Source organism: Stieleria bergensis (assembly GCA_007745635.1).
GTDB classification, from domain to species: domain Bacteria; phylum Planctomycetota; class Planctomycetia; order Pirellulales; family Pirellulaceae; genus Stieleria; species Stieleria bergensis.
On the sequence record CP036272.1, the window covers coordinates 3,275,925 to 3,298,978 of the forward strand.

Annotated in this window: 18 protein-coding genes; 9 read left to right on the top strand and 9 right to left on the bottom strand. The window is 55.7% G+C overall.

Translation table 11 applies throughout. The features are described from left to right. Positions 1–541: 541 nt before the first annotated feature. Both SV7mr_RS11270 and SV7mr_RS11275 read left to right on the top strand, forming a co-directional pair. On the top strand, positions 542–1,333 hold the full coding sequence (locus tag SV7mr_RS11270; RefSeq protein WP_145272020.1) for a hypothetical protein: 792 nt from the start codon (positions 542–544) through the stop codon (positions 1,331–1,333). Between the two features lie 183 nt (positions 1,334–1,516). Then, the gene (locus SV7mr_RS11275; RefSeq protein WP_145272022.1) at positions 1,517–2,365 is read left to right on the top strand and encodes a hypothetical protein; all 849 of its coding nucleotides are present in this window, start codon (positions 1,517–1,519) and stop codon (positions 2,363–2,365) included. Positions 2,366–2,390: 25 nt separating this feature from the next. Here SV7mr_RS11275 and SV7mr_RS11280 read toward each other — a convergent pair whose 3' ends face one another. Genes SV7mr_RS11280 through SV7mr_RS11290 form a run of 3 tightly spaced genes read right to left on the bottom strand, consistent with a single transcriptional unit; the run spans position 2,391 to position 4,731 of the window. After that, complete coding sequence (locus tag SV7mr_RS11280; RefSeq protein ID WP_419188400.1) at positions 2,391–2,591, bottom strand: DUF5989 family protein; 201 nt, start codon at positions 2,589–2,591, stop codon at positions 2,391–2,393. Then, the gene (locus SV7mr_RS11285; RefSeq protein WP_145272024.1) at positions 2,591–2,986 is read right to left on the bottom strand and encodes a hypothetical protein; all 396 of its coding nucleotides are present in this window, start codon (positions 2,984–2,986) and stop codon (positions 2,591–2,593) included. Before SV7mr_RS11285 ends, SV7mr_RS11280 begins: the two co-directional genes overlap by 1 nt. Further along, complete coding sequence (locus SV7mr_RS11290; RefSeq protein ID WP_145272026.1) at positions 2,986–4,731, bottom strand: carbamoyltransferase family protein; 1,746 nt, start codon at positions 4,729–4,731, stop codon at positions 2,986–2,988. Before SV7mr_RS11290 ends, SV7mr_RS11285 begins: the two co-directional genes overlap by 1 nt. Positions 4,732–4,980: 249 nt before the next feature. Here SV7mr_RS11290 and SV7mr_RS11295 point away from each other — a divergent pair, with 249 nt between their 5' ends. The 6 genes from SV7mr_RS11295 (at position 4,981) to SV7mr_RS11320 (ending at position 12,616) form a co-directional block, all read left to right on the top strand. Continuing rightward, entirely contained in the window at positions 4,981–5,937 is a 957-nt protein-coding gene (locus SV7mr_RS11295) for an ABC transporter ATP-binding protein (protein WP_145272028.1), read from the top strand. Positions 5,938–5,944: 7 nt separating this feature from the next. Continuing rightward, positions 5,945–7,243: an ABC transporter permease gene (locus SV7mr_RS11300; protein ID WP_145272030.1), complete on the top strand. Its 1,299-nt coding sequence runs from the start codon at positions 5,945–5,947 to the stop codon at positions 7,241–7,243. A 72-nt stretch (positions 7,244–7,315) separates the two neighbouring features. Continuing rightward, positions 7,316–8,227 carry an NAD(P)-dependent oxidoreductase gene (locus SV7mr_RS11305; RefSeq protein ID WP_145272032.1) on the top strand — a complete coding sequence of 304 codons (912 nt, stop codon included), beginning with the start codon at positions 7,316–7,318 and terminating at the stop codon, positions 8,225–8,227. A gap of 44 nt (positions 8,228–8,271) precedes the next feature. Continuing rightward, positions 8,272–9,249: an NADPH:quinone reductase gene (locus tag SV7mr_RS11310; RefSeq protein ID WP_145272035.1), complete on the top strand. Its 978-nt coding sequence runs from the start codon at positions 8,272–8,274 to the stop codon at positions 9,247–9,249. 458 nt (positions 9,250–9,707) lie between these two features. After that, positions 9,708–11,291: an efflux RND transporter periplasmic adaptor subunit gene (locus SV7mr_RS11315; protein WP_145272037.1), complete on the top strand. Its 1,584-nt coding sequence runs from the start codon at positions 9,708–9,710 to the stop codon at positions 11,289–11,291. An 8-nt stretch (positions 11,292–11,299) separates the two neighbouring features. Further along, on the top strand, positions 11,300–12,616 hold the full coding sequence (locus SV7mr_RS11320; RefSeq protein ID WP_145272039.1) for an ABC transporter permease: 1,317 nt from the start codon (positions 11,300–11,302) through the stop codon (positions 12,614–12,616). A gap of 35 nt (positions 12,617–12,651) precedes the next feature. Here SV7mr_RS11320 and SV7mr_RS11325 read toward each other — a convergent pair whose 3' ends face one another. The 6 genes from SV7mr_RS11325 to SV7mr_RS11350 form a co-directional block, all read right to left on the bottom strand. Then, entirely contained in the window at positions 12,652–14,343 is a 1,692-nt protein-coding gene (locus SV7mr_RS11325; protein ID WP_145272041.1) for a protein kinase domain-containing protein, read from the bottom strand. A gap of 64 nt (positions 14,344–14,407) precedes the next feature. Continuing rightward, positions 14,408–15,634: a response regulator gene (locus tag SV7mr_RS11330; RefSeq protein ID WP_419188401.1), complete on the bottom strand. Its 1,227-nt coding sequence runs from the start codon at positions 15,632–15,634 to the stop codon at positions 14,408–14,410. Between the two features lie 118 nt (positions 15,635–15,752). Next, on the bottom strand, positions 15,753–18,110 hold the full coding sequence (locus tag SV7mr_RS11335; RefSeq protein ID WP_145272045.1) for a PAS domain-containing sensor histidine kinase: 2,358 nt from the start codon (positions 18,108–18,110) through the stop codon (positions 15,753–15,755). After that, positions 18,080–18,685, bottom strand: coding sequence for a RedB (locus tag SV7mr_RS11340; RefSeq protein ID WP_145272047.1), 606 nt, complete (start codon positions 18,683–18,685; stop codon positions 18,080–18,082). The genes SV7mr_RS11335 and SV7mr_RS11340 overlap by 31 nt, the downstream gene beginning before the upstream one ends. 188 nt (positions 18,686–18,873) lie before the next feature. Continuing rightward, positions 18,874–20,244, bottom strand: a complete 1,371-nt coding sequence (locus SV7mr_RS11345) for a Gfo/Idh/MocA family oxidoreductase (protein WP_145272049.1) — start codon at positions 20,242–20,244, stop codon at positions 18,874–18,876. Between the two features lie 124 nt (positions 20,245–20,368). After that, complete coding sequence (locus tag SV7mr_RS11350; protein WP_145272051.1) at positions 20,369–21,241, bottom strand: hypothetical protein; 873 nt, start codon at positions 21,239–21,241, stop codon at positions 20,369–20,371. A 220-nt stretch (positions 21,242–21,461) separates the two neighbouring features. On the opposite strand from SV7mr_RS11350, the gene SV7mr_RS11355 reads away from it, so the two are divergent. Beyond that, positions 21,462–22,898 (top strand): sulfatase, encoded by a 1,437-nt coding sequence (locus SV7mr_RS11355; RefSeq protein ID WP_419188402.1) that lies wholly within the window; start codon positions 21,462–21,464, stop codon positions 22,896–22,898. The last annotated feature ends 156 nt before the right edge of the window (positions 22,899–23,054 follow it).

Here is a 23,054-nt window from a genome sequence, read left to right on the forward strand (position 1 = left end):
TAGGGACGCACCCTTGCTAGACGGGGTTGCTAGACGGGGACGCACCCTTGCTCCCTCAATAGGGACGCACCCTTGCTAGACGGTTGTGCTAGACGGGGACGCACCCTTGCTAGACGGGGGCACCCTTGCTAGACGGGGGCAGTGAATCGTTGACACTCAGTGCGTTGTCTCCCAAGCCGAGTTGGTCCAAGGTATTGGGCTTGGATTCGCAGTGTAGCCCATGGTGGTGGGGCGAGAGTCAAGAAAGGCATGAAAAGCAGCAATGGGATGATGCGATGGGTGCGGGCTTTTACGCCTGATACGTCGCGGAGGTCTTAAGGCCGGCTGAAAGTGCAAAGGAAACCGCACAGCCGTTCACAGCAGCGGTCACACAACTTCTTCTGCCAGGTCTCGACTGGCAACCAGAATCGACTGGCAAATATTTCGCCGACTCGTTTTAATCAGTCCTTCCACGTCGCAACACGAAAGCGACAAACTTCAACGCACGATCTATCCCGGCACACCCCGTGCCCGGATAGATCGCATTTCGTTAAAGAAGCCCATGAACACCGAAAACGACCCTTTCAGCGTCAATAATCCCTATCGGGTTTCCTCCGCTGAATTAGCAAAGGATGATCTTGTTGATCCTGCTGCCGCCCTGCAGGCTCGCCGTGGCAGTTCCGGTTTTGCTGTCGTTGCCATCGCGATGTTTGTGTTGACACTGATTGCCGGCGGTCTGTTGTTGCTGTTAGTCATTCAGTTCGCTTCGGTGCATTTTTCGAATTTGCCGTTAGGCCCGTCAATCGTCTCGATTGAGCCGATCGTGGCGCTGCCCGGCTGGTTGGCGATGCTGGCCGTTCCCGTGGGACAAATGATTTGTTACCGCGTTCCCGATGCAGTGGTTTCCAAGGCAATGTTGGCGGGCTGCTTGCTGGGTTATCTGGCCACGCTGGCGGTCCTGGTCTTGGCTGTCCTGGGCTCGTTTGTCCTGGCACTTCAGGAGAGCCCATTGATCATGATGGTGGTGGTGGTGATCGGAGCGATCATTGCCTATTGTGCACCGATGGTGTCCCAACTGTTCTTCGTTTCGCACGTTCGTTTGTTGGCAAAACGTGTGGGAGCGGGAGAGGCCGCTAGCTGGGCGTTTCTGGCCCGGGTTGGCTTGATTGCGGCGCCGATTTTACTGTTCGTCGTCGCCGGGCTTAGTTCTCTGGTCAATGATGGCGACGCTGCCATCGGCGTCATCCTGGCAGCGCTCTCTCTAAGTTCGCTGGCGATCGGTGCTGGTGCGATGTTTGTCTATGGATTGTCATGCTGGAAACTCTATCGGTATCTGGCAAATGCCAGCACTTGAGTCCGGCAGATCCGTTTGCTTGACGCAATGAGCGTTGATCGATGACGGTGTGGCTTGACTCAATTACACAGGGTGTCGAATGCGTTACAATGGCACGACACAGTGGTTGTCGTGTGACTCGTAGAGTGAGTTACGATTGAACGATGCCAATTCCGATTCGAAATTTGCAAAGAAAATTCTTGAATGCAGGACGAGCAAAACCCCTTTGGCGAGACCAACCCGTACCAGGTCTCCTCCGCTGAGTTGACGTCTGGTGAATTTCCAACGGAAGTTGCAGCGCAGGCAAAACGCGGGAATTTCGGATTTGCTGTTGTCGCCATCGCGATGTTCGGTCTGGCGGCGATGTTTGCCATTAGCATTTTGTTGACGTTCCTTGGCGCGGCGGTGTCTTTTCTGCCAAGTCCTGATTCTGGTGGTTCATCCGCTCTAGCAGCGTTTGCTTGGATCCTGGTCATTCCGGCCTGGGGGGCACTTTTCGCGGTGCCCGTGGGGCAACTGATTTGTTATCGCATCCCGACGAGTGTTGTTTCTAAGCGACTGCTGTTGTTCTGCTATCCAGGTTACGTCGTCCCGATTGTCTTTGCTCTGTTTGCCCGTCTGTTTGCCGGGGCACCGTTCGGTAGCAGTAATTGGCTTGCCGTGTTGATGATCATTGGTGTGGTCATGGTCTATCTTTGGCCCTATGTCTCGCAGTTGTTGTTTCTTTCGCATGTCCGCCAGGTGGCACAGCGGGTCGGTGCAGAGCGCGCCGCTAGCACCGCCTTCGTCGCTCGCATGGGTTTGCTTTGTCTGCCCCTGGTCTTGTTCGGACTTGGTTTGTCCAGTGCCTTTCTTTTCGGCGGAGGAAGTGCCTTTCTTTTCGGCGGAGGATCGTGGATCGGGGTGGTCTTTTCTGTCGTCGGGTTTGGGATTGCGCTGCTTTCTGTTGGAGTGATCGTGGCGTACGGACTCAGTTGCTGGCAGTTGTTCCGGTTTGTGTCGTCCGTCGATGAGACGCTTGGCACTCCTGGTGGATTCTCTGCTGATTCATGATCCCAACAGGAAAGCCCTTGTCGCACTAGAAGAACGAATAGATAAAGGGGGCCACTGTCGGTGAGGTCAACGTGATGGCGGCTCCCAGTAAGATGAGCGACACCAACAGTGGAATCATCCACCAGCGTTTCTCCTTGCGCAGGAACTGCCAATAGTCCGCTAGCAGTCCGCGGCTCGGTGGTAATTCCGGCAGTTCCGATCGTTTTCGTTGCGTTTCGTTCATCATTACCAGCGTTTGGTGAAACTCTCCGGTGTCGTCTCTTTGTGAGCCGCTTGCCAGTACGAGGCTTGTTCTTTGTTCGGTTTCATCGGCAGCAATGTTTTGCCACGCAGACGTTGGAACAGTCCCAGCGGTGTCACGACCAGGAAAAAGACTGACAACAACGCGATTTCACCAACCGCCGCAGCGACCATTGCGGTCAGCCAACGCTGAAACGCAATCAAGGCAGTCATCCAGCTGGGTCGGACGACGATCGTCACGGCAATGGAAAGCCCCAACACGGCGATGAGCACGATCCAAGGTCGAGTTGCGTCTAAGAACAACGCGATCAACCAGGGAAGTGTCAGCCACGGCAACGCTGCGGTGAATCGGCCGTGGTCGTGATGGGAGTCTGATGGCATCACAGGGTGGCTCCCGGTTTTGCGAGCAAGAAGTTGCCAATGGCCAAAGCGTCGATTTCAGTATTCTGAAAGCACTGCAGCGCGTCGGTGGGCGAACACACGATCGGCTCACTGCGAACATTAAAGCTTGTGTTGACTAGCATTGGGCATCCGGTCCGTTCAAAAAAGCATTCTAACAGTGCATGGAAGTCTGGGTTTGTCTCTGAGCTGACCGTTTGGACGCGGGCCGTTCCGTCGACATGTGTGATCGCCGGGTACGTTTGCTGAACGCCTTGACGTACTGGAACGACAAAGGACATGTAGGGACTTGATTGATTGGCTTGCAATTTAAAGAGTTCGTGGGCATGTTCCTCAAGCACGGCCGGTGCGAAGGGGCGAAATTCTTCGCGCCGTTTGACCGTTTGGTTTAAACGCTGCTTGACGTTTGGGGCTCTGGGGTCCGCGAGTAAGCTGCGACCGCCTAGGGCTCGATCGCCAAACTCCATACGGCCTTGAAACCAGCCAACGATCTGGCCGGCAGTCAGGCGTTGGCAAACCTGGTCCAGTAACTGCGATTTCGACAAAGCGGGGACAGAGGAGGGTTGTGGCGTGTCTCGTTGGAACCTGTCAATCGCCTGGCGGATCTCAGTGTCCGTGAACGCAGGCCCGAGTCGTGAGCCTGATTGGAGGTCAATGGATTCCGAAGCGATGGGCTGCCCGAGGGCCTGGTGCCACGTTAACCAGGCTGCACCCAGAGCACCGCCAGCGTCTCCCGCAGCGGGCTGTACCCAGACCTGTTCGAAGCCGCTATCCGAAAGCAGTTTTCCGTTGGCGACGCTATTCATCGCGACTCCGCCGGCCAAGACAAGGTTCTGTTGCTTGGACCTGATTCGAGCCTGTTCCGCAAGACGCAGCACGACGGACGCTGTCACACTTTGGATGGATGCGGCTATGTCTTGATGTTGTTGGCTCAGTTCTGATTCCGCCGTGCGTGCCGGCAAGCCGAAGAGGTTGGCGAACTTCTGCGTCGTCATGGTCAGGCCATCCGCGAATCGGAAGAAGTCCATGTCTAAGCGGAACGAGCCATCTGGCTTGAGGTCAATGAGGTTCTCCAAGATCGCTTGGCGGTAAATGGGTTGACCGTAGCCCGCCAGTCCCATCACTTTGTATTCGCCGCCGTTGATGCGAAATCCCAGGTAGGAGGTAAAAGCCGAATAGAGCAGCCCCAGAGAATGCGGGAAGCTCAGTTGGTGGTTCAATTGCACACGGTTGCCCTGCCCTTGGCCGAGGCAGGTAGTGCTCCACTGACCAACTCCGTCGACTGTCACAATTGCCGCTTCTTCGAACGGACTGGGGTAGAACGCACTGGCCGCGTGAGACAAATGGTGATCGGCATAGAGGTAACGCCCCGTAAATCGCTTGCCCAGATGCCGGCGTGCGACGCGTGGGAGATGCAGCTTGGTTTGCAGCCAAGCTGGTATTGCTTTACGAAACACACCGTAACCGTGGGGCGCCGAATGGACTGCGGTGGTCAGGATTCGGTCGAATTTACGAATGGGTTTTTCATGGAACGTCACATAGTCGACGTCGGCTAAATCGATGGATGCCGACTGCAGGCAACTGTTGATCGCATCGACTGGAAAGCCCGAGTCGTGTTTGAGCCGTGAAAATCGTTCCTGTTGGGCTGCCGCCACCAAGTGTCCGTCGATCAGCAGTGCGGCGGCTGAATCATGAAAGAAAGCGGAAATACCAAGAACAACGGTCATTCAGCCAATACTGTAGGCAGGGTAGGAACGATGAGACAAACATTGTACCCTGGCGTACGATTCGGGCGGTCAGATCGGAATTCGACGCTGACCTGAGGCCGTGATTTTGCAATACTGGGTGACTGATTAGGTGAATCCAATCCTGATCCAACAGCCTGACAACGCAAATTCGGCCTGCCAAGCCAGTCACACGGTGGTGATTGCGGATCGATTGGGGCGTTCATTGCAGCAAAACCTTAGAGCTTTTCGGTGATACAAAGCAGTCCCCCCGCATTGGAAATTGATCAACTGACCAAGCGATTTGGGACGCGTGAGGCACTGCGCGGAGTTTCCTTTCGTTTGGAAGCTGGCGAGCGATTGGCGTTTCTTGGTCCCAACGGGGCCGGCAAAACGACATTAATTCGCTCAATCGCTGCTCGAACATCCCCCAGCGGAGGGTCGATCAAGATCTTTGGTCAATCGCCCGATGATTCGCGGACGCATCAATTGATCGGCTTTGTGCCTCAGGAGATCGCGCTCTATGGCGATCTGACCGCACGCCAGAACCTCAAAGCGTTCGGCAGGTTCTATGGTCTAAAAGGGACACTGCTTCGCCAGCGTCTGTCCTGGGCTTTGGAGTGGACAGGGTTGGCAGATCGCGCCAATGAGTTGGTGCGGAATTTCTCTGGTGGCATGAAACGCCGTATTAACATTGCGTGTGGTGTCCTGCATCGCCCACAACTGATTCTGTTAGACGAGCCAACAGTCGGAGTCGATCCGCAGAGCCGAGAGCACATTTTTGGCATGCTGGACAAACTGAACGACGCTGGCACGGCGATCTTGCTGACCACGCATAATCTAGACGAGGCGCAAAGCCGTAGCGACAGAATCGTGGTGATTGATCATGGTCGGATGGTCGCTGATGGCACGTTCTCTGAACTGGTCCAAGAGACCGTGGGGAATTCTCGGCTGGTCAAGGTTCGTTTGGATAAACCGCTCACTCGGCCAATCGAATTGACCGGCATGCGAACGACGTTAGAGGAAAGAGTCGTTGGCCAGTCCGGTGAGCAATCGATTCATACTCGGCTATCGGATGTGAATGAGGATTTGGGACGTTTGGTGCAGCTGATCAAACGCAACGGATATCAAGTGGCGGACTTGGAGATTCGTTCGCCTTCGCTGCGGCATGTTTTCTTGCATCTCACCGGCCAAGAATTGCGAGATTGAGGGATCAATGATCTGGACGTTAATGCGAATCAACTTGACTCGGCTGCTGCATAGCAAGACCGAGTTGCTGTTGTCATTCGTCGTGCCGATTGCTTTCTTCAGTATCTTTGCCCTGATCTTTGGCCGAGGGATTGGTGCTGGCGCGACCACCAAAGTGAAAGTCAGCATCGTCGACTTGATGCAAGACCCGGCCAGCGAGCAAATCTTGCAGACGCTTGCCGAGCACGAGGGCTTGCGCTGGATGGATGAGCCGTCGGATCCTTTGTTAACGCTTGACGCGGCACGCAAAGCGGTGCAACGTGGCCGCGTCGCGGCAGCAATTGTTTTGAAAGCCGCTGTCAGTGAACGGGGACAGCAGGAAGTCGTCGCGGAGGTGCTTGTCGATTCGTCAGATCCGATTGCAGGCAATCTGGTGTCGGCAGTCGTCACGCAAACCCTGGCTGCGGTCAAGGCAGCGCGGGCTGCTGCGATTTCCAAACAGTCGATGGCGATGTCGCACGGGGCGGGTCAGCGTCTGGCGTCACTGAAGACTCGGCAGATGGAAACCGCGACAGGCGTCTTGCCCGTGCAAGCGGTGATGCTGCCCAGGCCTGCGATGTCGCGCGATGATGCTGTGCAGACAACGTCGTCCACCGAACCGGTGCCGGTCGAAACTGTGATTCAGGATGTCCAGATTGTGGATGTGCTCGGTAGCGGTAAAGCAAATCCAGTGGTCAGCATGTACGCCTCGGGAATTGCTGTCATGTTTCTGCTCTTCGGTGCCGTCGGCGGTGGCGGGGCGCTGCTTGAGGAACGTGAGAACACAACGCTGGAACGGTTGCTTTCGACCAAGCTGACGATGGACCAAATGTTGCTCGGCAAGTGGTTCTATTTGACGCTCCTGGGCCTTGCTCAGGTGACGTTGATGTTCATCTGGGGGCAGCTAGTATTTCAAATTGATCTGCTCTCGCATTGGGACGGATTTTTGATGATGACCGTGGTGACCAGCATGGCGGCTGCGGCCTTTGGACTGTTTCTGGCTACGCTTTGTAAGTCCCGTGGTCAGCTGAACGCCCTGTCGATGATCATTGTGTTGACGATGAGTGCATTGGGCGGGTCTATGGTGCCCCGCTATGTGATGAGCGAGCGAATGCGGGAGCTCGGCATGTGGACGTTTAACGCTTGGGCACTGGATGGATATAACAAAGTGTTCTGGCGGGAATTGAGCGTCCGCCAGTTGTGGCCACAGCTAGCCGTCTTGATGATTGCCGGCGTAGCGTTTCTACTGTTGGCTCGTGTCCTGGCGTTTCGCTGGGAAAAAGATTGACGTAACCGCCGGCGACTCCAGCAAGAGTCCTGCTGGGCGGGTTTTGACCCAAATGGCTTGATGTCGCAAGAGATGAACGAACTTTCCCCAGAATCCACTCGCCTGGGCTGGATCGGTACCGGCGTCATGGGAACCAGTATGTGTGGCCACTTGATGGACGCTGGTTACCGGATGACTGTCTTTAATCGCACGGTCGAAAAAGCGAAACCGTTGGTCGAAAAGGGAGCCACGCTAGCTGATTCGGTGGGGGCTCTTGCTGCCAACAGTGATGTTGTGTTTACCATCGTCGGCTTTCCCAGCGATGTGCGTGAAGTCATCCTGGGTGCCGATGGTGTGTTAGCTTCGGCTCAATCGGGGGCGATCATTGTCGACATGACTACCAGTCAACCCAGTTTGGCGAAAGAGATCGCAGCGGCAGCCGCACTGAAAGGTGTCGCTAGCATCGATGCTCCGGTCTCCGGTGGCGACACGGGGGCCCGAAATGCAGCGCTTTCCATCATGGTTGGTGGCGAAGCGGCTGCCTATCAACGCGTTGAACCCTTATTGCGACTGATGGGAAAGACCATCGTCCACCAGGGACCGGCCGGTTGTGGGCAGCACACCAAGATGGTCAATCAAACCTTGATTGCCAGCGGCATGATCGCGATTTGCGAAGCGCTATTGTATGCCTATCGCGCTGGCTTGGACATTCCAACGGTTCTCAAAAGTGTCTCCAGTGGAGCCGCTGGAAGTTGGTCGTTGTCCAATTTGGCTCCGCGGATGTTGGAGAATGATTTTGATCCGGGCTTCTTTGTGGAACACTTCCAGAAAGACATGCGCATCGCGTTGGAGGAAGCCTCGCGAATGAAGCTTGCGCTGCCGGGTTTAGCGCTCGCCAGCCAGTTGTATCAAGCGCTCGCCGCCCAGGGCCACCAGCGTGACGGCACTCAGGCGTTGATCCTGGCACTCGCTTCACTAAATGGTTTTGATTGGCAGCAGCGTTAAACCGCTGCACTTCCACACTCTCCTCCTTTGACTGACTCTGACCGATGAAAGCTGCCTACCTGACAGAAACTGGAACCTGTGACGTCATTCAATACGGTGATCAACCGTCGCCGGAGTTGGCTCCGGGACAGGTGTTGATTCAAGTTGCTGCAGTCTCCGTCAACCCGATCGATACCTATGTCCGTAGTGGTTTAGTCGCGGTCGATTTGCCAAAGCCTTTTTACCCCGGTTGCGATGCCGCCGGCGTCGTTGCTCAAGTCGCCGAGGATGTGACTGATTTTGAGGTCGGCCAGCGCGTTTGGTGTACCAACCAAGGCTTGCTGGGACGACAGGGAACCTTTGCTGAACAGATTGCGGTCGATGCACAATGGGTCTATCCCAGTCCGGATGGTGTTGACGATGCGACCGTGGCGGCCAATGCGTTGGTCGGAGTGACCGCACACCTTGGTCTGTTCCAACGCGCAAAGCTCCAGTCCGGGCAAACGGTGTTTGTCGTCGGTGGCAGTGGCGGTGTCGGATCGATGGTGGTGCAAATGGCCAAGAATGTCGGGGCGCGTGTGATCACCACTGCAGGCAGCCCCGAGCGAGCGGAGGTCGCCAGCCAGCTGGGAGCCGACCACGTGATTCAATACCGTGAACAATCGATCGCCGACGGTTTGGCTGAGTTCGCCATGGAGGGCGTCGATTTGTTTTGGGAAACCAGACGCATGCCTGATTTCGATCTCGCAGTCAATGCGCTGGCTGATCGCGGCCAGATGATCGTGATGGCCGGGCGCGACTCGCGTCCAGAGTTTCCGGTCGGGCCGTTTTATGTCAAAGAGTGCACACTGCACGGCTTTGTCATGTTCAAAGGGTCCGCAGCAGAGATTGCGGTGTGCGCCGCAGAGATGAATCAATGGATGGCCGCTGGGAAGCTAAACGCAAACATCGCCAAGACGTTCCCACTGAGCGAGGCAGCGGAGGCGCACCGTTTGCAAGAGAGCGACAACGTGGGCGGGAAAATTGTCCTGACATTGCAGTAGAGAAAAGGGGACGGAGTCGGAGTGCGGCACGCGTTTCGCTGCACTGGTGATGCGGATGGTTGGACGAGCGAAGGCTGAAGCCGTGCAAACCCGCCCTGCGGACAGATGACGACTGAGTCCGCCGTTTGAACCGAGCTGAAATCGGATTCTATTGAGTTAAATGTCCAATGGAGCAGGTGGGTTGGAGTATTCTAGACGGTGATCCGTCTTGTCTGGCCTGCCAGCCATTGTGGGTGCCCGCGTTGCGTGGAGAACCGCAGCTTTTTCTGGATTCCTGGGTGTTTGTTCCAGTTGGCAGTGGTGGCTCAAGTGTTTTTGTATTTGAGTGTCCGCACGCGTTGAGTTTGGGATCGGTCGGCTGTTCCGGCGGATGGTGGAAACTCGTTTGGTGACGGCGTTGGTAGGGATGCTGGCGAGTCTGTTGATTCTGTGTTCATTGGCGCTCGTGAATTGATTCCATGAATAGTATTCTGCTTCGCACGCTCACGGTTTGCATTGCCATCGGCTTGGTCGTGGCGGTGGTTTTCTTTGGTGCAGACCCGACCAACACCGAGGAGACGGGCGACGTCTTGACTCACGTCATCGGACGTTCCGACTTGGAGGTCGTGGTCACCGAGAATGGAACGGTGGAGAGTTCCAACAATAAGGAAATCAAATGCATGGTCAAAGGTGGCAGCACCGTGCTGTGGGTGATTGAAACGGGAACCATGGTCAAGCCTGGCGACGTTCTTGTGCGACTTGATCAATCGCAGATCGAGGACAACATTCTGTCCAAGCAGATCACTTACGAGAACGCACTGGCGAACAAGATTACCGCTGAAAGCAATGTTGCGGTCGCTGAGAAGAGCATCACGGAGTATTTGGAAGGCACGTATGTTCGCGATCTTCAAACCCTCCAGAAGGATTTGTTTGATGCTCGTCAAACGGTGACGCAGGCCAAGCTGGCTTATGGTTCCGCCGAGCGGTTGGCGGCGAAAGGCTTGATCAAGAATTTGCAGCTCGAACAAGAGGCGTTTCGAGTGGAATCGGCCTTGAAGGCGCTGCAGGTCAAGCAGACCGAACTGGAGACGTTAGAGAAATACCAGAAAGAAAAGGAGGTTCAGACGCTCAAAAGCAACCTCCGTGCCGCTGAAGCGCAGCTGGCCTCTTATGATGCTTCCTTGCAACTGGAGAAGGCACGGCTCGATCGTGAGAAGGAGCAGCTCACGAATTGCACCATCACTGCCGACGTCGCTGGGATGGTCATTTTTCCGTCGATGGCGGAGTGGAAGGATACACCGGACATCGAAGAGGGGGCAGTCGTGCGTGAACAGCAGACGCTGTTGATGATCCCCGATGTGACCAAGATGCAGGTCAAGGTCGGGATCCATGAATCGAAGGTGGACCGGTTAAAGATCGGCATGCCCGCGGAGATCAAATTGCAAGACCTGACTCTCACCGGATCGGTGGCTGAAATTGCCAAAGTCACCAAGCCCGCTGGCTGGTGGACCGGGAATCTGGTGAAGTACGACACCGTGATTGAACTGCCTGAACGCCGGGGATTGAAACCGGGGATGAGCGCGATTGTGGATGTGATTCTGTCCAGCCATCAAGATGTCATTACCGTTCCCGTCGCGGCGGTGCTGGCACACGATGGTGGACATTCGTGCTGGGTCAAGGAGGGCGAGACGTTCGTGCGTCGAGAGGTCAACATTGGCGAAACCAATGACAAATTTAATGTCGTGCTGAGCGGTTTGGATGAAGGCGACGAAGTTGCATTGAACCCGGGCGCTTTTCTTGCCGATGCACAACGCAAAGCATTCTCGATGGGCGGCGGAGCGGAGTCAAACGAAGACAACGCTGGCCCAGATGACACAACCCAGCAAGAAGACGCCAACAAAGAAGACGCCAACAAAGAAGACGCCAACAAAGAAGACGCCAACAAAGAGAACGCCAACAAGGAGAACGACAACAAGGACAGCTCGATTGAATCCAAGTCAGCGCCAAGCACACCCAAGGAGACGGGTAAGGCAAAGCAGCAGCAGCCAGCCAAGCAATCCTAGGTCAGTCGATGTTTGTGACGCAATTCCTAAGTACCGTGCAATTGGGCGTGAAGAGCTTGATGCTGCAAAAAATGCGATCCGCATTGGCAGCGCTGGGGATCTTTATCGGGACAACGACCGTGATCTGGTTGGTCGCCATGGGCGAGGGCGTCAGCTATGACGCGCAGCAACAGATTCTAAAACTTGGTGCGACCAACATCATTCTACGCAGCATTGAGCCGCAATCCGCCGACGGTGGCGAAGAGCAAGTCAAACGCTATGGATTGTTGCGAGAGGATTACGATCGCATCATGGCGAATCTGCCAACGATCGAACAGGCGGTGCCGATCCGCGAACTGCGGCGTGAACTGATGGTTGGCGGTCGACGCGTCGATGCCAAGCTCGTCGGTTGTACCTCGGGGTATTTCGAACTCAATCGTCTCCGCATGGCGCGCGGTCGCTGGTTCAAGCAGGATGATCGCGGCGAAAATGTGATTGTGTTGGCCGACGAGACGGCGCGTCGTTTATTTCCGTCGGTTGATCCGGTTGGTCAGAAAGTCCGCGTAGAGAGTGACGTCTATACCGTGATCGGTCAGTGTGCTCCTCGAGGCAGCAGCGCTGCGATTGGTGGCAGCTTGGACGCGCGGGATTATGACTTTGACGCCTACACCTCGTTGCTGACGTTTCAGCATCGAGTTGGCGATCAGATCATGACTCGAACGGGGCCCGGTTTCAGTTTCAAAGGTGAGATCATCGAGCTGACTCAGATCACGTTAGTCGTCTCTGATATCGGTCAGGTTGACCAAACCGCTCAGATCGTGACGGATCTTCTGCAGCGCTATCATGAACAGGAAGACTACGCCGTTGTCGTTCCCAAAGAGTTGTTGCGGCAGGCGGAGCGAACGCGGACGATGTTCAACGTGCTGTTGGTGGTGATTGCTGGGATCTCGTTGTTGGTTGGCGGGATTGGCATCATGAACATCATGTTGGCCACTGTCACCGAACGCACTCGAGAGATTGGTATTCGCCGAGCGATCGGCGCCAAGCAGCAAGACATCGTGATGCAGTTTCTTGCCGAAACGATGGTCCTGACCAGTTTGGGCGGCTTGCTGGGAGTCGCGTGCGGCTTGCTGTGTAAACCGATTTTCCATTTCACGCGGGCGACTTTATCCGCGTTATGGCCCGACCTGTTGCCACCCATCGTGCATTCGTTGGAGCCACGGATCGCGCTGTGGTCGGTTGGGATGTCGCTGTTTATCTCGCTTGGGGTGGGCTTGATTTTTGGCGTCTATCCAGCAAGACGAGCGGCCAAGATGAACCCGATTGAAGCACTTCGTCATGAGTGACGCGGGGTGCTGGAGCTTTGCCTGGGACCACCTTGTCAGCCGTAGTAGATCGGTTCCGCGTTTCGCCACATGTGGTCAATCAAGGTGTTGATTGTTTCGAAGGAATCAAATCGGCGATCGACCTCCGGATGCAGAAGGCCCCATAAAAGTTTTCGGTCACGGTGGTAGATGGCCTGCATCTCTGGACTGTTTTCGTCAAATTGCATCAGCAGTTTGCAGTATTCAGAAATCGGCACCTTGGGAAACAACTTGCGTCCATAGATCAGTTCGTAAGCAATGCAGCCAAGGCTAAACAGGTCGCTTCGGGGATCGCGAAGCTTTGCGCCAATGGTCTCTGGAGCGATGTACCCGGGAGTGCCAGCAGAACTGTGCTGTTGATGGTTGTCACCGGCGGGTGTGGCGATGCCAAAGTCCAGCAACTTGCACATCGAAAGGTCTTCGTTGACGAAAATATTGCTGGGCTTTAGATCACGATGAACCATCCCATGCCGGTGCACCGCGGCGATCCCTGCGCCGATGCGTTTAATCAGTAACAGGGCGTCATGGTAGGCGATCGAACGATGGCGTAGGTATCGCTGCAAGGGTTCGCCACGAAGATGTTCCATCACGTAATAGGGACGCTCGGCAACGTAGCCGAGATCGTAGATCTGAATCACGTTGGGGTGTTCTAACTGCGCTGCTGAACGGGCTTCGTTTAAGAACCGCTGGCGAACCAAGTGGCTGACCAGAGGGTCGCGCGGTGTTTTGATGGCTACCACACGCTGCAGTTGTAAGTCAACCGCTTGAAAAATTAGCCCCATGCCGCCGCCGTCAATCAAGCGGTCGATACGGTACCTGCCCAGCCACTTCAGGGACTGGACATGACTGTCCATTCGATGCGATTCTGCAGACTTGGTGACCACCGACAGCGGGTTCTTGCCGCTCGCTGCGCCTGACAATGGATGCGAGGAGGCCGCTGGCTGCGGTGGGGCAAGTGATTCATCCCAGGAGAAGGTTTCGGACGGAGCATCCGAGAGGGGAGCGGCCAGGCTGGTGTCGCTGTCCGCACTGCCGGGGTCATCGTCGATGCTCGGCATGTCCAGGGAACTCGTTGGACAATTGGCACGCTCGTCGGCAACGGTCGCCGCGCTTGCTGAACCGCTTAGTCGATCGGCCGGAAAAAGTACCAAACGCAACTGGCAGGAACTCGGCTGATTCGCTTTGCTGCCAGTCGCACGATCGCCCTGGATAGGGAGAGTCCAGCGAAGATCGCCGTCGCTCTGCCTTTCAAGCTCTCGTGCGATCCCGATGGCATAGGTGCTACAGCGCCCCATGCAGGCTAATTGCAGTTCGAACCCCCTGGGCGTTTCACGGACACCTTCCAGTGGAACAAGTGTCTCAGAAAGGTCGTCGACAATCGGAATGGTGTCAGCCAAGATTTTCAGGCTGCGCATCAGCTGAGTGATTGTGCTGGCTGCGTCAGGACCGTAACACTGCACGGCCAGTTTTCGCCAGTTGCTGACTAGAAAGCTGCCCAAATGGTGCAGTAAGTCGTTGAGTTTACACGGATAGCCTTCGGCAGCCCTCTGCAGCAGTTTTGCGATGGACGCGTCTGAATAGCTTCGTCCGGGCAGGAAATGTTTCGGCTGAGCTCCCGCATTTCGCAGCATATGCTCCCAGACTTCATCACCATGTTTCTGGCGAATCATGGCGTGGAGCAATCGAGGGAAGACACCGTTTACGGGCATGTGACTGGGTCAGCGATTGATGAAACAGGCTGCGAGTGTAAAGGCAAACAGACTTCAGTGGGAATCAGATTTCGTTGGCAATCTGTCGCCAGGCCTCGAGTTTGGCCACGAAGCTGGCCACTTCAGCATCCTGTTGTTCATAGATTGTGTGCTGACCGTTGGCCGCTTCGTTCGTTGGCGTCGCCTGACGTTCATTATTCAAGTCGGGCAGCACATCCCAGTTGGCGCCGCAAAGAATCCAGTTTGCTGCAAACACGGCTTGTGTGCTTCGTTCGGCCGCGGCGCAGCGATAGGCATCATGGTGCCAGGAGACCGCGCACACTAAGTCTGGTGGGACCGCCCAAAGATCTAAGAGATAGCCACCGACCTCCGCGTGGTTGGCTCCGTAGGCTGCGAATTCGATCTCTCTCAGATCGCAATTTCCCGCGGATTCTTTTCCGAGCAGTTCCACGTAATCGTTGCCCACCGCATTGAGCAACACGACTTTACCGACGTCGTGCAATAAGCCTGCGGTGAAGGCTGCATTCGTTTCGTGCAACGATGCTTTTTCGTGTCTCATCAACTGCCGGGCCAGTGAGGCTACGTCAAAACAGTGACTCATGATCGCGTCGACTTGTTGGGTAAATCCACTTTCCGCTGAGTGGAACAGTGTCTGCGCCATGATCAGCGACCGAATGGTTTCGATGCCGATCACCGACACGGCATGTTCGATTTCTGAAACTTGACTGGCTAGCCCGAAGGCGGCCGAATTGGCAAGTTGCAGGATTTTGGCGCACAGCATCGGATCATGTTCCAGCAACTCTGCGACCTGCGTGTTGGACCAATCGTCTTGCTGGACGAGTTCGTTGACCTCCGTGAGGACTCTGGGAAGCGGTGGAATGCAGTCAGCGGCATTGATGGCTTCTAGAACTCGGGCAGAGATTTGACTCAGCGGCAACCGCTGGACACGGCGTATGGCTTCAACCAATTGCGAGCCTTGACAGGGAGTTTGCAGATAGCGCTGCATCGGTCCGGTGCTTCGCAGCAGCGTCCCGCGGTCCGAGTTTCCGGTGAGAATGATTTGATAAACGCGCGGGAAGCGTGCTTCTACCGATCGCAGGAAGTGTGTGTTGGTGAAGGTGTCATCAGACACGGTGCTGACGACAACATCGAAAGCCGACTGCGTGAGTTGCTGCAAGGCTTGGCCATCGTCGACAGCTTGGTCGATCTGCCACGGTTCCTGTTGCTCTTGAAGATTGGCAACCAAGGCATGACGTTCATCGACGTCGGGATCAACCACTAGAATCTTCATTGAAACCCCTGGAAATGGACATGCTGGTAGATAGGTTTCGACGCCCATCTCGCGATGGTTGGAACTCTCGGAGTGAAACTGTAGCACTGAAATCGTCGCATTGATCCGAGGGGGCACCCTAAACGGGGATGGTGAGGGTAAACTCCGCCCCCTTTTCTGGGCCGTCGCTAGCCGCCGTTAATCGCCCCCCCAATTCCTCCGCCGCATTGGCGCTGCTATGGAGGCCAAATCCGTGACCATGAGATTTGCTGGTATAGCCACTGCGAAAGACTTTGGTTAATGCATCGGGTGCAATTCCGACTCCGTTATCACTGACCGAGAAGCAGATTGCATGGGGCTGACGCCAGCAGCGGATTGTGATCTTGCCTGTTCCCGCCTCGCGGTCACTGATGGCGTCGCGGGCGTTACGAAGCAGATTGATCAAGATTTGCAAGATGCGATGCCGGTCGCTTTCGAATTCGATCTGCAGGCTGTCAACTTCAATCTGGACATGAACACCATCGTCGTGACGGCGGAGGCCACATCCGTTGATGGCTTGTTGGATGATGTCCTTGGCCTCTAGTTTCTGGACCACGCAGGTGTCGCCAGCAAGTGATTGCTGGAACTTGACGATGGCGATGATGTGTTCAACATTGGAGACCAGGGATTCAAGTTCCGTTTGGACGACGCCCTGTTCATCCTGCATCGCGTTGGTGACAGCCGATAGAAACTCTGGCAACCGCTTTCCGCGTGGGTCTTGGCTAACAAATTGGTCGAAACTCTGTTCATGCTGTGATACCAAATCGCAGACTCGTTGCAAGCTGTTGAGTGCTGAGTTTCTGGTCTGTCGGGTGAGCAACGCGACGCTGGTGTTGACGCTATTGAGCACATTGCCGACATTGTGCAAGACCCCCGTAGCAACTTCTGCCATGCCTGCATTGCGTGACAGACTGACCATTTCTTCTTGCAAGGCCGCGTTTTGCGATTGGACGGCAACGCGGTCGGTAATGTCCAGCAGAACGCTGTCCAGCAGAGCGCAGTGATTGGTTGTTTGGCTGCGGATGCACTGGCCGCGTTCCCAGATCCACAGGGGTTTGCATTGGTCTGGCGTAGCGCTGTGACATCCAATTCGGTATTCCAGTTCGAAAACTTGGCCTTCGCTGGTGATCTCACGCAATTGTTCGGTCACGCGTTCGCGGTCTTCAGCGGCGATCAGTTCCAGATAACTACTGGTGGTGCCCAGCTTGCGGACTGCCGGATCGACCCTCATCAGATCACCCAGGGTGTCGCTGGCGTAACTGATCCGCTGCTCTCCGATCCCCTGGCGGCGGACATAAGCACCGGGGACATTGTTCATCAGCGATCGCATGCGTTGTTCGGCGGATCGCAACGAGGTTTCGGCGGTCTTTAGTTTGGTGATGTCGCGTTGAATCGCTATGAAGCGATTGATGTTGCCTTTCTCATCGGGGATGGGGCGAATCTCGGCGGAGGCCCAATAGCCGCGGCCGTGGACGTCGGCCGAAAGAAGGTCGCCGGTGAAGCCTTGCTGCAGTTCTCCGGCAAGCATCAGTCGTTTTGCGGCGAATCGGTCGGTCCCTGAGCACAGCAGCAAGTCAACCAGGCACTTGCCCATCGCGTTCTCCTCCGAGCGTCCAGTGATCCGAGTGAAGCTTTCATTGATCCACTGGATGTTGAGTTGGCAGTCCGTGATGGCAACGGCATTGTCGGTGTAGCGGGCAACGACGGCCAACATCTCGGATTCGATGGTTTTCTTGGAGAGTTGTTGGTTGGTGATCTCCAGGGCGTGCGTCCTAATGGCGACTTGATGGTCCAGGGTTTGTTTGGCCTCGGTGAGTTCAAATTGCCGATTGCATAACTCACGAATTTCGCGATAGTTGCGTGCGCAGGATGGGCCTAGGAAGGCGACTTCAAAACACACCCAGACGGAGTGTTCCAGCCAACGGTACTCCGATGCGGTGCTGACGCCAAAGACGGACAGCGGATAGTAGATGCCGCGGATGTAGTGATCCAAGGCAATGACAACGGTGGCCGTGACCAGAATTCTCCAGTCCCGGTAGATGCTGAGAATCGCGATCGACACAAAGATATGGAAGTGAGCCTCAATCCGTCCGCCGCTGACATGAATGATCAACGCCCCCCACAGCATTTGCATCGCGGCGACGATGTGGCGCGTGTTGGGTGAATAGGGACGATAGCGCATCGCCAGAATCGCACTGCCGCTGATCGCGAATCCGATCAACGCGGTGGCCCAAACATGTGCATGGACAGCGGACTGCTGGCCAAGGTAGGTGTGCGGTGTGAAAAAGAGGGCCGCTGCCATCGCAGCCAGCCACTGCAGCACCATCAGGGCGATCATCAGTCGATTAATACGACGGAGGTCCTGTTCATAGGTTGCCTCAAAATACTCCTGTGCGTTGGAGTACTGTTCGCTACTCGGCAAGTGGTTCAATACATTTGGCATCCGTAGACTGGCCATCGTGTTTGATCGATTGAATGACCTTCAAGGGTCTTCGTTAAGGCAGCAAGTGGTCGGCAGCGACCTTCGTGCCCGCGACTCGCCGTAATGCCGCCGCTAAAGGGTAACCTGCCAGCGCCATCATAGAGCAGACAATGGCCGGAGACCTGCACGTTGAATTGACGGGCAAGTTGGCTATCCTGGTCGTCGACCAGCGAGCGTCGGGTTAGCGTGGCCAGTCGCCGGGTGTTGTCCGTTTCCAGCCACGTGGCGTCACCGTGCAAGGGACGGAAGATGACGGGGATGATCTCCAGTCGCAGATCGGATCGGCGACTGACGAGATCCAGGTTGTGAATCGTAGCCCGCGTACAAGGGCACTTGGGATGCACGAAGACAAGAAGTTGCCAAGTCGGCTCCGATGAGTGAACTCCCTCAGCGCCGCCAGTTGGAGCGGCAGATGAATTCGACAGTGACGCCAGCACCGCGGAAGTTAAGTTCTCCGGAACTTGGCCAACAGGGCCGGGTTGGGTTTGGTAGTGCGTCAGTCGTCCGAGGCCAAGCAAGAGCACAGCCCCCAAAAACAACGACGTTAGCATCACAAGGATTCTGGCCATAGGCTGGTGGCGGACGTTTTGTTTTTGCGGGACAGACACCATCGAGCAACTCGAACAGATTACCGTAGCCCACCGTTTGCCAATAGAAAACGGCAGCACCATGAGGCGCTGCCGTGATTGATTGGCGTGGCTGGGATGGATCGACTCAATGGCCGATTTCCCTCAGTCGATTAGGCGTTGGAAAAGTCGCGAGACTTGCGGCTCAGCAACTTGTTGGCTTCGTCGTCGCCCACAAACTGCTCCGCTTTGGGGTCCCAGCTCAATTCACGACCGGTCATCAAGGCGATGTTGCACAGGTGACAGGAGGTCATGGTGCGGTGATGTGACCAAATGTCTGAAATTGGTTTGCCGCGATCCTTGACGCAATCAAAGAAGTTCGCCATGTGACTGCCGGGCTTTTTACCTTTGCAGATTTTGACGATGTATTCGTCCAGCTCTTTGCGGTCCTCGGCTGTCAGTGCTTTGACTGGAGCGCCTTCAATTTTCCCGCGATTGACAAAGATGCGACCTTTTTCGCCTTCAAACAAGATGCCATTGCCAAAGTCGACGTTGTCGCCTTCACGTTTATAGTGATGGTTGACGTTGACCAAGCGTCCACTGTCGTAACGAAGGTCGATGCTGAACGAGGTTGCGGTGTTGTAGCCGTTTTCGATCTCGGATTCACCATTCAAAAACGAAACCCAGTCCATGTCTTCTGGCACGACAGAAGTGAATTTGCCTTCACCTTTGATCTTGGTCGGACCGGTTTCGCCAGGAGCAATGGCCCACTGAGCGATGTCGATGTGGTGTGCTCCCCAGTCGGTCATCTTGCCGCCGGAGTATTCAAAGTACCAGCGGAACATGCGCCGTCGTTCTTCGCAGTAGTCTGCTTCCGGAGCAGGACCGACCCACATGTTCCAGTCCAAGTCTTCGGGCGCTTCGGTGCTCTTAAAGGGGCCACCGTTTGGCGCGCCACCGATGGCGACATAGGCATTCACGTTCTTGCCCAGGCGGCCGGTGTGGACCATGGCGATCGCGGTCAGGAACTTATCTGCACTGCTGCGCTGTTGTGTACCCACTTGAAAGACACGGCCGGTCTCTTCAACGACCTTGCGAATCTGTTTGCCTTCGTCAATTGTCAATGTCAGGGGCTTTTCGCAATAGACATCAGCACCCGCACGCAAACAAGCAATCGCGATGGGCACGTGCCAGTGGTCAGGCGTGCCGATGGTGACCACGTCTGGCTTCTCTTTCTCCAGCATCTCGCGATAGTCACGATACTTGTTTAGCTTGCCACCAAACGCTTTGTTGAATTCTTCGGTGTGCACGTCATCAACATCGACGACGGCGATCATGTCGGCATGGCGAGCAGCGTCACGCGCGATGCTGCCACCACGGTTGTAACGTCCGCGTGATCCGCCCACGCCGATTGCTGCGAGACGTAACCGTTTGCTATCGCTTTCTTGAGCATTCGCTGGCGCCGACGTGGTGCTGGCGGCGACGGATAACGCAGCGGAACCGGCTGCGGCGGTTTTCATGAAATCACGACGATTGTTACTCATCGAAGTCACCGTAAAAAGAGTGGGGAGGGAAATGCAGGCGGGGTTTTGCCTAGGGACAAACAGTATAGCAGAAATGCGGTAATTGCATTGAAAGCACTTTAAAAAAACACAGCGGATTGGCGACTCAGGCCAGCGGCTGGTCCGGTTCGCAGGCCAACGAGTCGTGGTACTGCACAATGGTCTGGAATGGCTCGGCCTGAGTGGCCGGGCCCACCGTTTCAATCAATCGGCAGGTGGCAAATCGTTCGCTTGCACGCAAATATTTGGATTCCCACTCTTGGTGCCGATCTTGGTCAGACTCCTTCAGAAACGGGTAGCGAGAAGGTGGCTGATCGCATCCGCAGCGCCAGGGTTTGGGCGTCAGTCGGGCGCGAAAGCAGGATTGGCGACGGGTCAAGCTGCGATAAAGCGGGTCAGAGCACAGTTCTTCCAGCACGGTCATGGCCGCTGGCGAATCGGGATCAAACTCGCGATGACACAGTAACACTCTTAGCCCACTGTGCGTGCGGTACAGTCGACCTGACGCTTTTGGATGATGGGCGAACCAATCGCGGACCCTGTCAAGCGTTTGCTCTTCGACTTGAGCGATTCGCTTAGCTCGATGACCGGCGGAAAACATCATCTTCAGATGGTCCAGAAAGCCGTCCGCGGCGACCGCTGGAAAATCAATGTCGACAAACATGGTCGATGGACAGTTGAGCACCAATGCGCCGTATCGATTGCGACTGATCACTGCGACTTCATTCCCCTCGGCGAAGACGCGTTCAACCGCAGGCTCGCGTAGCGGCGTGACAGCGTATTCATCGTACTGCGAACGCTCGGAGACGTCGCTTTGGTCGCTACGCCGCTTGGCCGCTTGTGTGGCTCGCTGTTGCGCCCTTTGCTGCGCCTCGTCTTTGGACAGATCAGACCATCCGTAGGCCTTGACCGTGACGCGTTCGCCAGTGGCTGAGTCTGAGTGAGCTGTCGCAAGCGCCCAGAATTTTGGGAAATGCATTCGAGCACCGAGGGAAAGTAGGTGTTGACCGTGAATCAGAAGATTGTACAGGTTGTCGCGTGTGGCAATCAAACACGGTAGAGTGTGACGGCGTAAACTAGAGCGTTTTCAATCGCTTGGCTGGGAAAACGGCGTGCTGGTTCGGATCCGGAGCCCATTGCCAGGTCGACACCGACGCGATGTTCCGCCGAGACACCATGATTACAGTGAGAGTAAAAACGTGCGTCCAATTTTGTGCAGCGTCTTGGTGTTATTGGGATGGCAGACCGCGTTCGGCCAGGCTGTTGCACAACAACCGCCACGCCAGCGACCCAATATTCTGTTTATCTCGCTTGATGATTTGAACGATTGGGTGGGGGTGATGGGCGGACATCCTCAAGCCAAGACGCCTCACTTGGATCGCTTGGCCAACAGTGGTGTGCTGTTTACCAACGCTCATTGTGCGGCCCCGGCGTGCAACCCTTCACGCACTGCGATCCTGTCGGGCATCGCACCGAACCGGTCTGGGCTTTATCAAAATACCCAGTCGATGCGGAAGGTCTTGCCGGATGCCGTGCTGCTGCCCCGCTACTTTTCGAATCACGGGTATTGGTCCGCCGGCAGCGGCAAGATCCTGCACTATGTGATTGATGCGGCTTCTTGGGATGACTATTTTCCCAACAAGCAAAAGGAAAATCCCTTTCCACGCACGCTGTATCCCAAGACCCGTCCGCTCAGTTTGCCACGCGGTGGCAAGTGGCAGTATGTGGAAACGGATTGGGGGCCTTTGGAGGCGACGGATCAAGAGTTTGGCGGTGACTACCTCGTTTCTCAATGGGTCAGTGATCAGTTGAGCAGGAAGCACGATCAACCATTCTTTTTGGCCTGCGGCATCTATCGTCCGCATGAGCCCTGGTTTGTCCCCAAGAAGTACTTTGATGACTTTCCATTAGAGGAAATCCAATTGCCGCCGGGTTACCTTGAAGACGATTTGAACGACTTGCCACCCGCTGGCAAGCGTCGTGGACCCAATCGATACTTTCCCCACATCCGCTCGTTGGGAAAGTGGAAAGAGGGCATTCAAGGTTATCTCGCCTCGATCGCATTTGCCGACGCCATGCTTGGTCGAGTCCTGGACGCCTTGGAACGCGGGCCCAATGCGGACAATACCGTCGTGGTGTTGTGGAGTGACCATGGTTGGCATCTGGGGGAAAAGCAGCACTGGCAGAAATTCACCGGCTGGCGCGTCTGCACCCGCGTGCCTTTGATCATGCGGGTTCCCAAAGGCACCACGGGATTGCAAGACGGCACTCGCGCAGGAGCAACCTGCGACCAGCCCGTGAATCTGCTGAGTCTATATCCGACGTTGGTCGAGCTGGCCGGCTTGCCGGCTAAGGCTGACAACGATGGCCCCAGCTTGGTGCCGTTGCTGAAAGATCCCCAGACTGCTTGGCCCCATGCCTCGGTCACTTTTCTGGGCGAGCCCGGATCGTTTGGACTGAGCACGAAGGATTTGCGACTGATCCAATATGCCAACGGAGATGCAGAACTCTATGACATCAAGCAAGATCCTCACGAGTGGCGGAATCTGGCCGGTAGGCCCGAATGTCAGGCCGATCTGCAGCGTTTGCGAGCGATGTCTCCAACCGAGTTTGTCGAGTTGATTCGGGAAAAATAGTGCAAGCGGTCGGAGTGGCGGCTGTGCGAGCCAGGCACTGACCGTAGGCTGCAAAGCTCATCAGTTGGTCGATCGCTCTCGCGGTGTCGTAGACCACTGGCACACTCCCATGCCCGTCGTGACCAACGACATGAGTCTGTTCGCTGGTCACGGTGC

Excerpts from the sequence above, each read along its gene's own strand:
- SV7mr_RS11320 (WP_145272039.1), top strand. The coding sequence starts at position 11,300 with ATGTTTGTGACGCAATTCCTAAGTACCGTGCAATTGGGCGTGAAGAGC.
- SV7mr_RS11315 (WP_145272037.1), top strand. The coding sequence starts at position 9,708 with ATGAATAGTATTCTGCTTCGCACGCTCACGGTTTGCATTGCCATCGGC.
- SV7mr_RS11280 (WP_419188400.1), bottom strand. The coding sequence starts at position 2,591 with ATGATGAACGAAACGCAACGAAAACGATCGGAACTGCCGGAATTACCA.
- SV7mr_RS11335 (WP_145272045.1), bottom strand. The coding sequence starts at position 18,110 with ATGGCCAGTCTACGGATGCCAAATGTATTGAACCACTTGCCGAGTAGC.
- SV7mr_RS11290 (WP_145272026.1), bottom strand. The coding sequence starts at position 4,731 with ATGACCGTTGTTCTTGGTATTTCCGCTTTCTTTCATGATTCAGCCGCC.
- SV7mr_RS11305 (WP_145272032.1), top strand. The coding sequence starts at position 7,316 with ATGAACGAACTTTCCCCAGAATCCACTCGCCTGGGCTGGATCGGTACC.
- SV7mr_RS11270 (WP_145272020.1), top strand. The coding sequence starts at position 542 with ATGAACACCGAAAACGACCCTTTCAGCGTCAATAATCCCTATCGGGTT.
- SV7mr_RS11325 (WP_145272041.1), bottom strand. The coding sequence starts at position 14,343 with ATGCCCGTAAACGGTGTCTTCCCTCGATTGCTCCACGCCATGATTCGC.
- SV7mr_RS11340 (WP_145272047.1), bottom strand. The coding sequence starts at position 18,685 with ATGCTAACGTCGTTGTTTTTGGGGGCTGTGCTCTTGCTTGGCCTCGGA.
- SV7mr_RS11300 (WP_145272030.1), top strand. The coding sequence starts at position 5,945 with ATGATCTGGACGTTAATGCGAATCAACTTGACTCGGCTGCTGCATAGC.
- SV7mr_RS11275 (WP_145272022.1), top strand. The coding sequence starts at position 1,517 with ATGCAGGACGAGCAAAACCCCTTTGGCGAGACCAACCCGTACCAGGTC.
- SV7mr_RS11310 (WP_145272035.1), top strand. The coding sequence starts at position 8,272 with ATGAAAGCTGCCTACCTGACAGAAACTGGAACCTGTGACGTCATTCAA.
- SV7mr_RS11285 (WP_145272024.1), bottom strand. The coding sequence starts at position 2,986 with ATGCCATCAGACTCCCATCACGACCACGGCCGATTCACCGCAGCGTTG.
- SV7mr_RS11330 (WP_419188401.1), bottom strand. The coding sequence starts at position 15,634 with ATGAAGATTCTAGTGGTTGATCCCGACGTCGATGAACGTCATGCCTTG.
- SV7mr_RS11345 (WP_145272049.1), bottom strand. The coding sequence starts at position 20,244 with ATGAGTAACAATCGTCGTGATTTCATGAAAACCGCCGCAGCCGGTTCC.
- SV7mr_RS11350 (WP_145272051.1), bottom strand. The coding sequence starts at position 21,241 with ATGCATTTCCCAAAATTCTGGGCGCTTGCGACAGCTCACTCAGACTCA.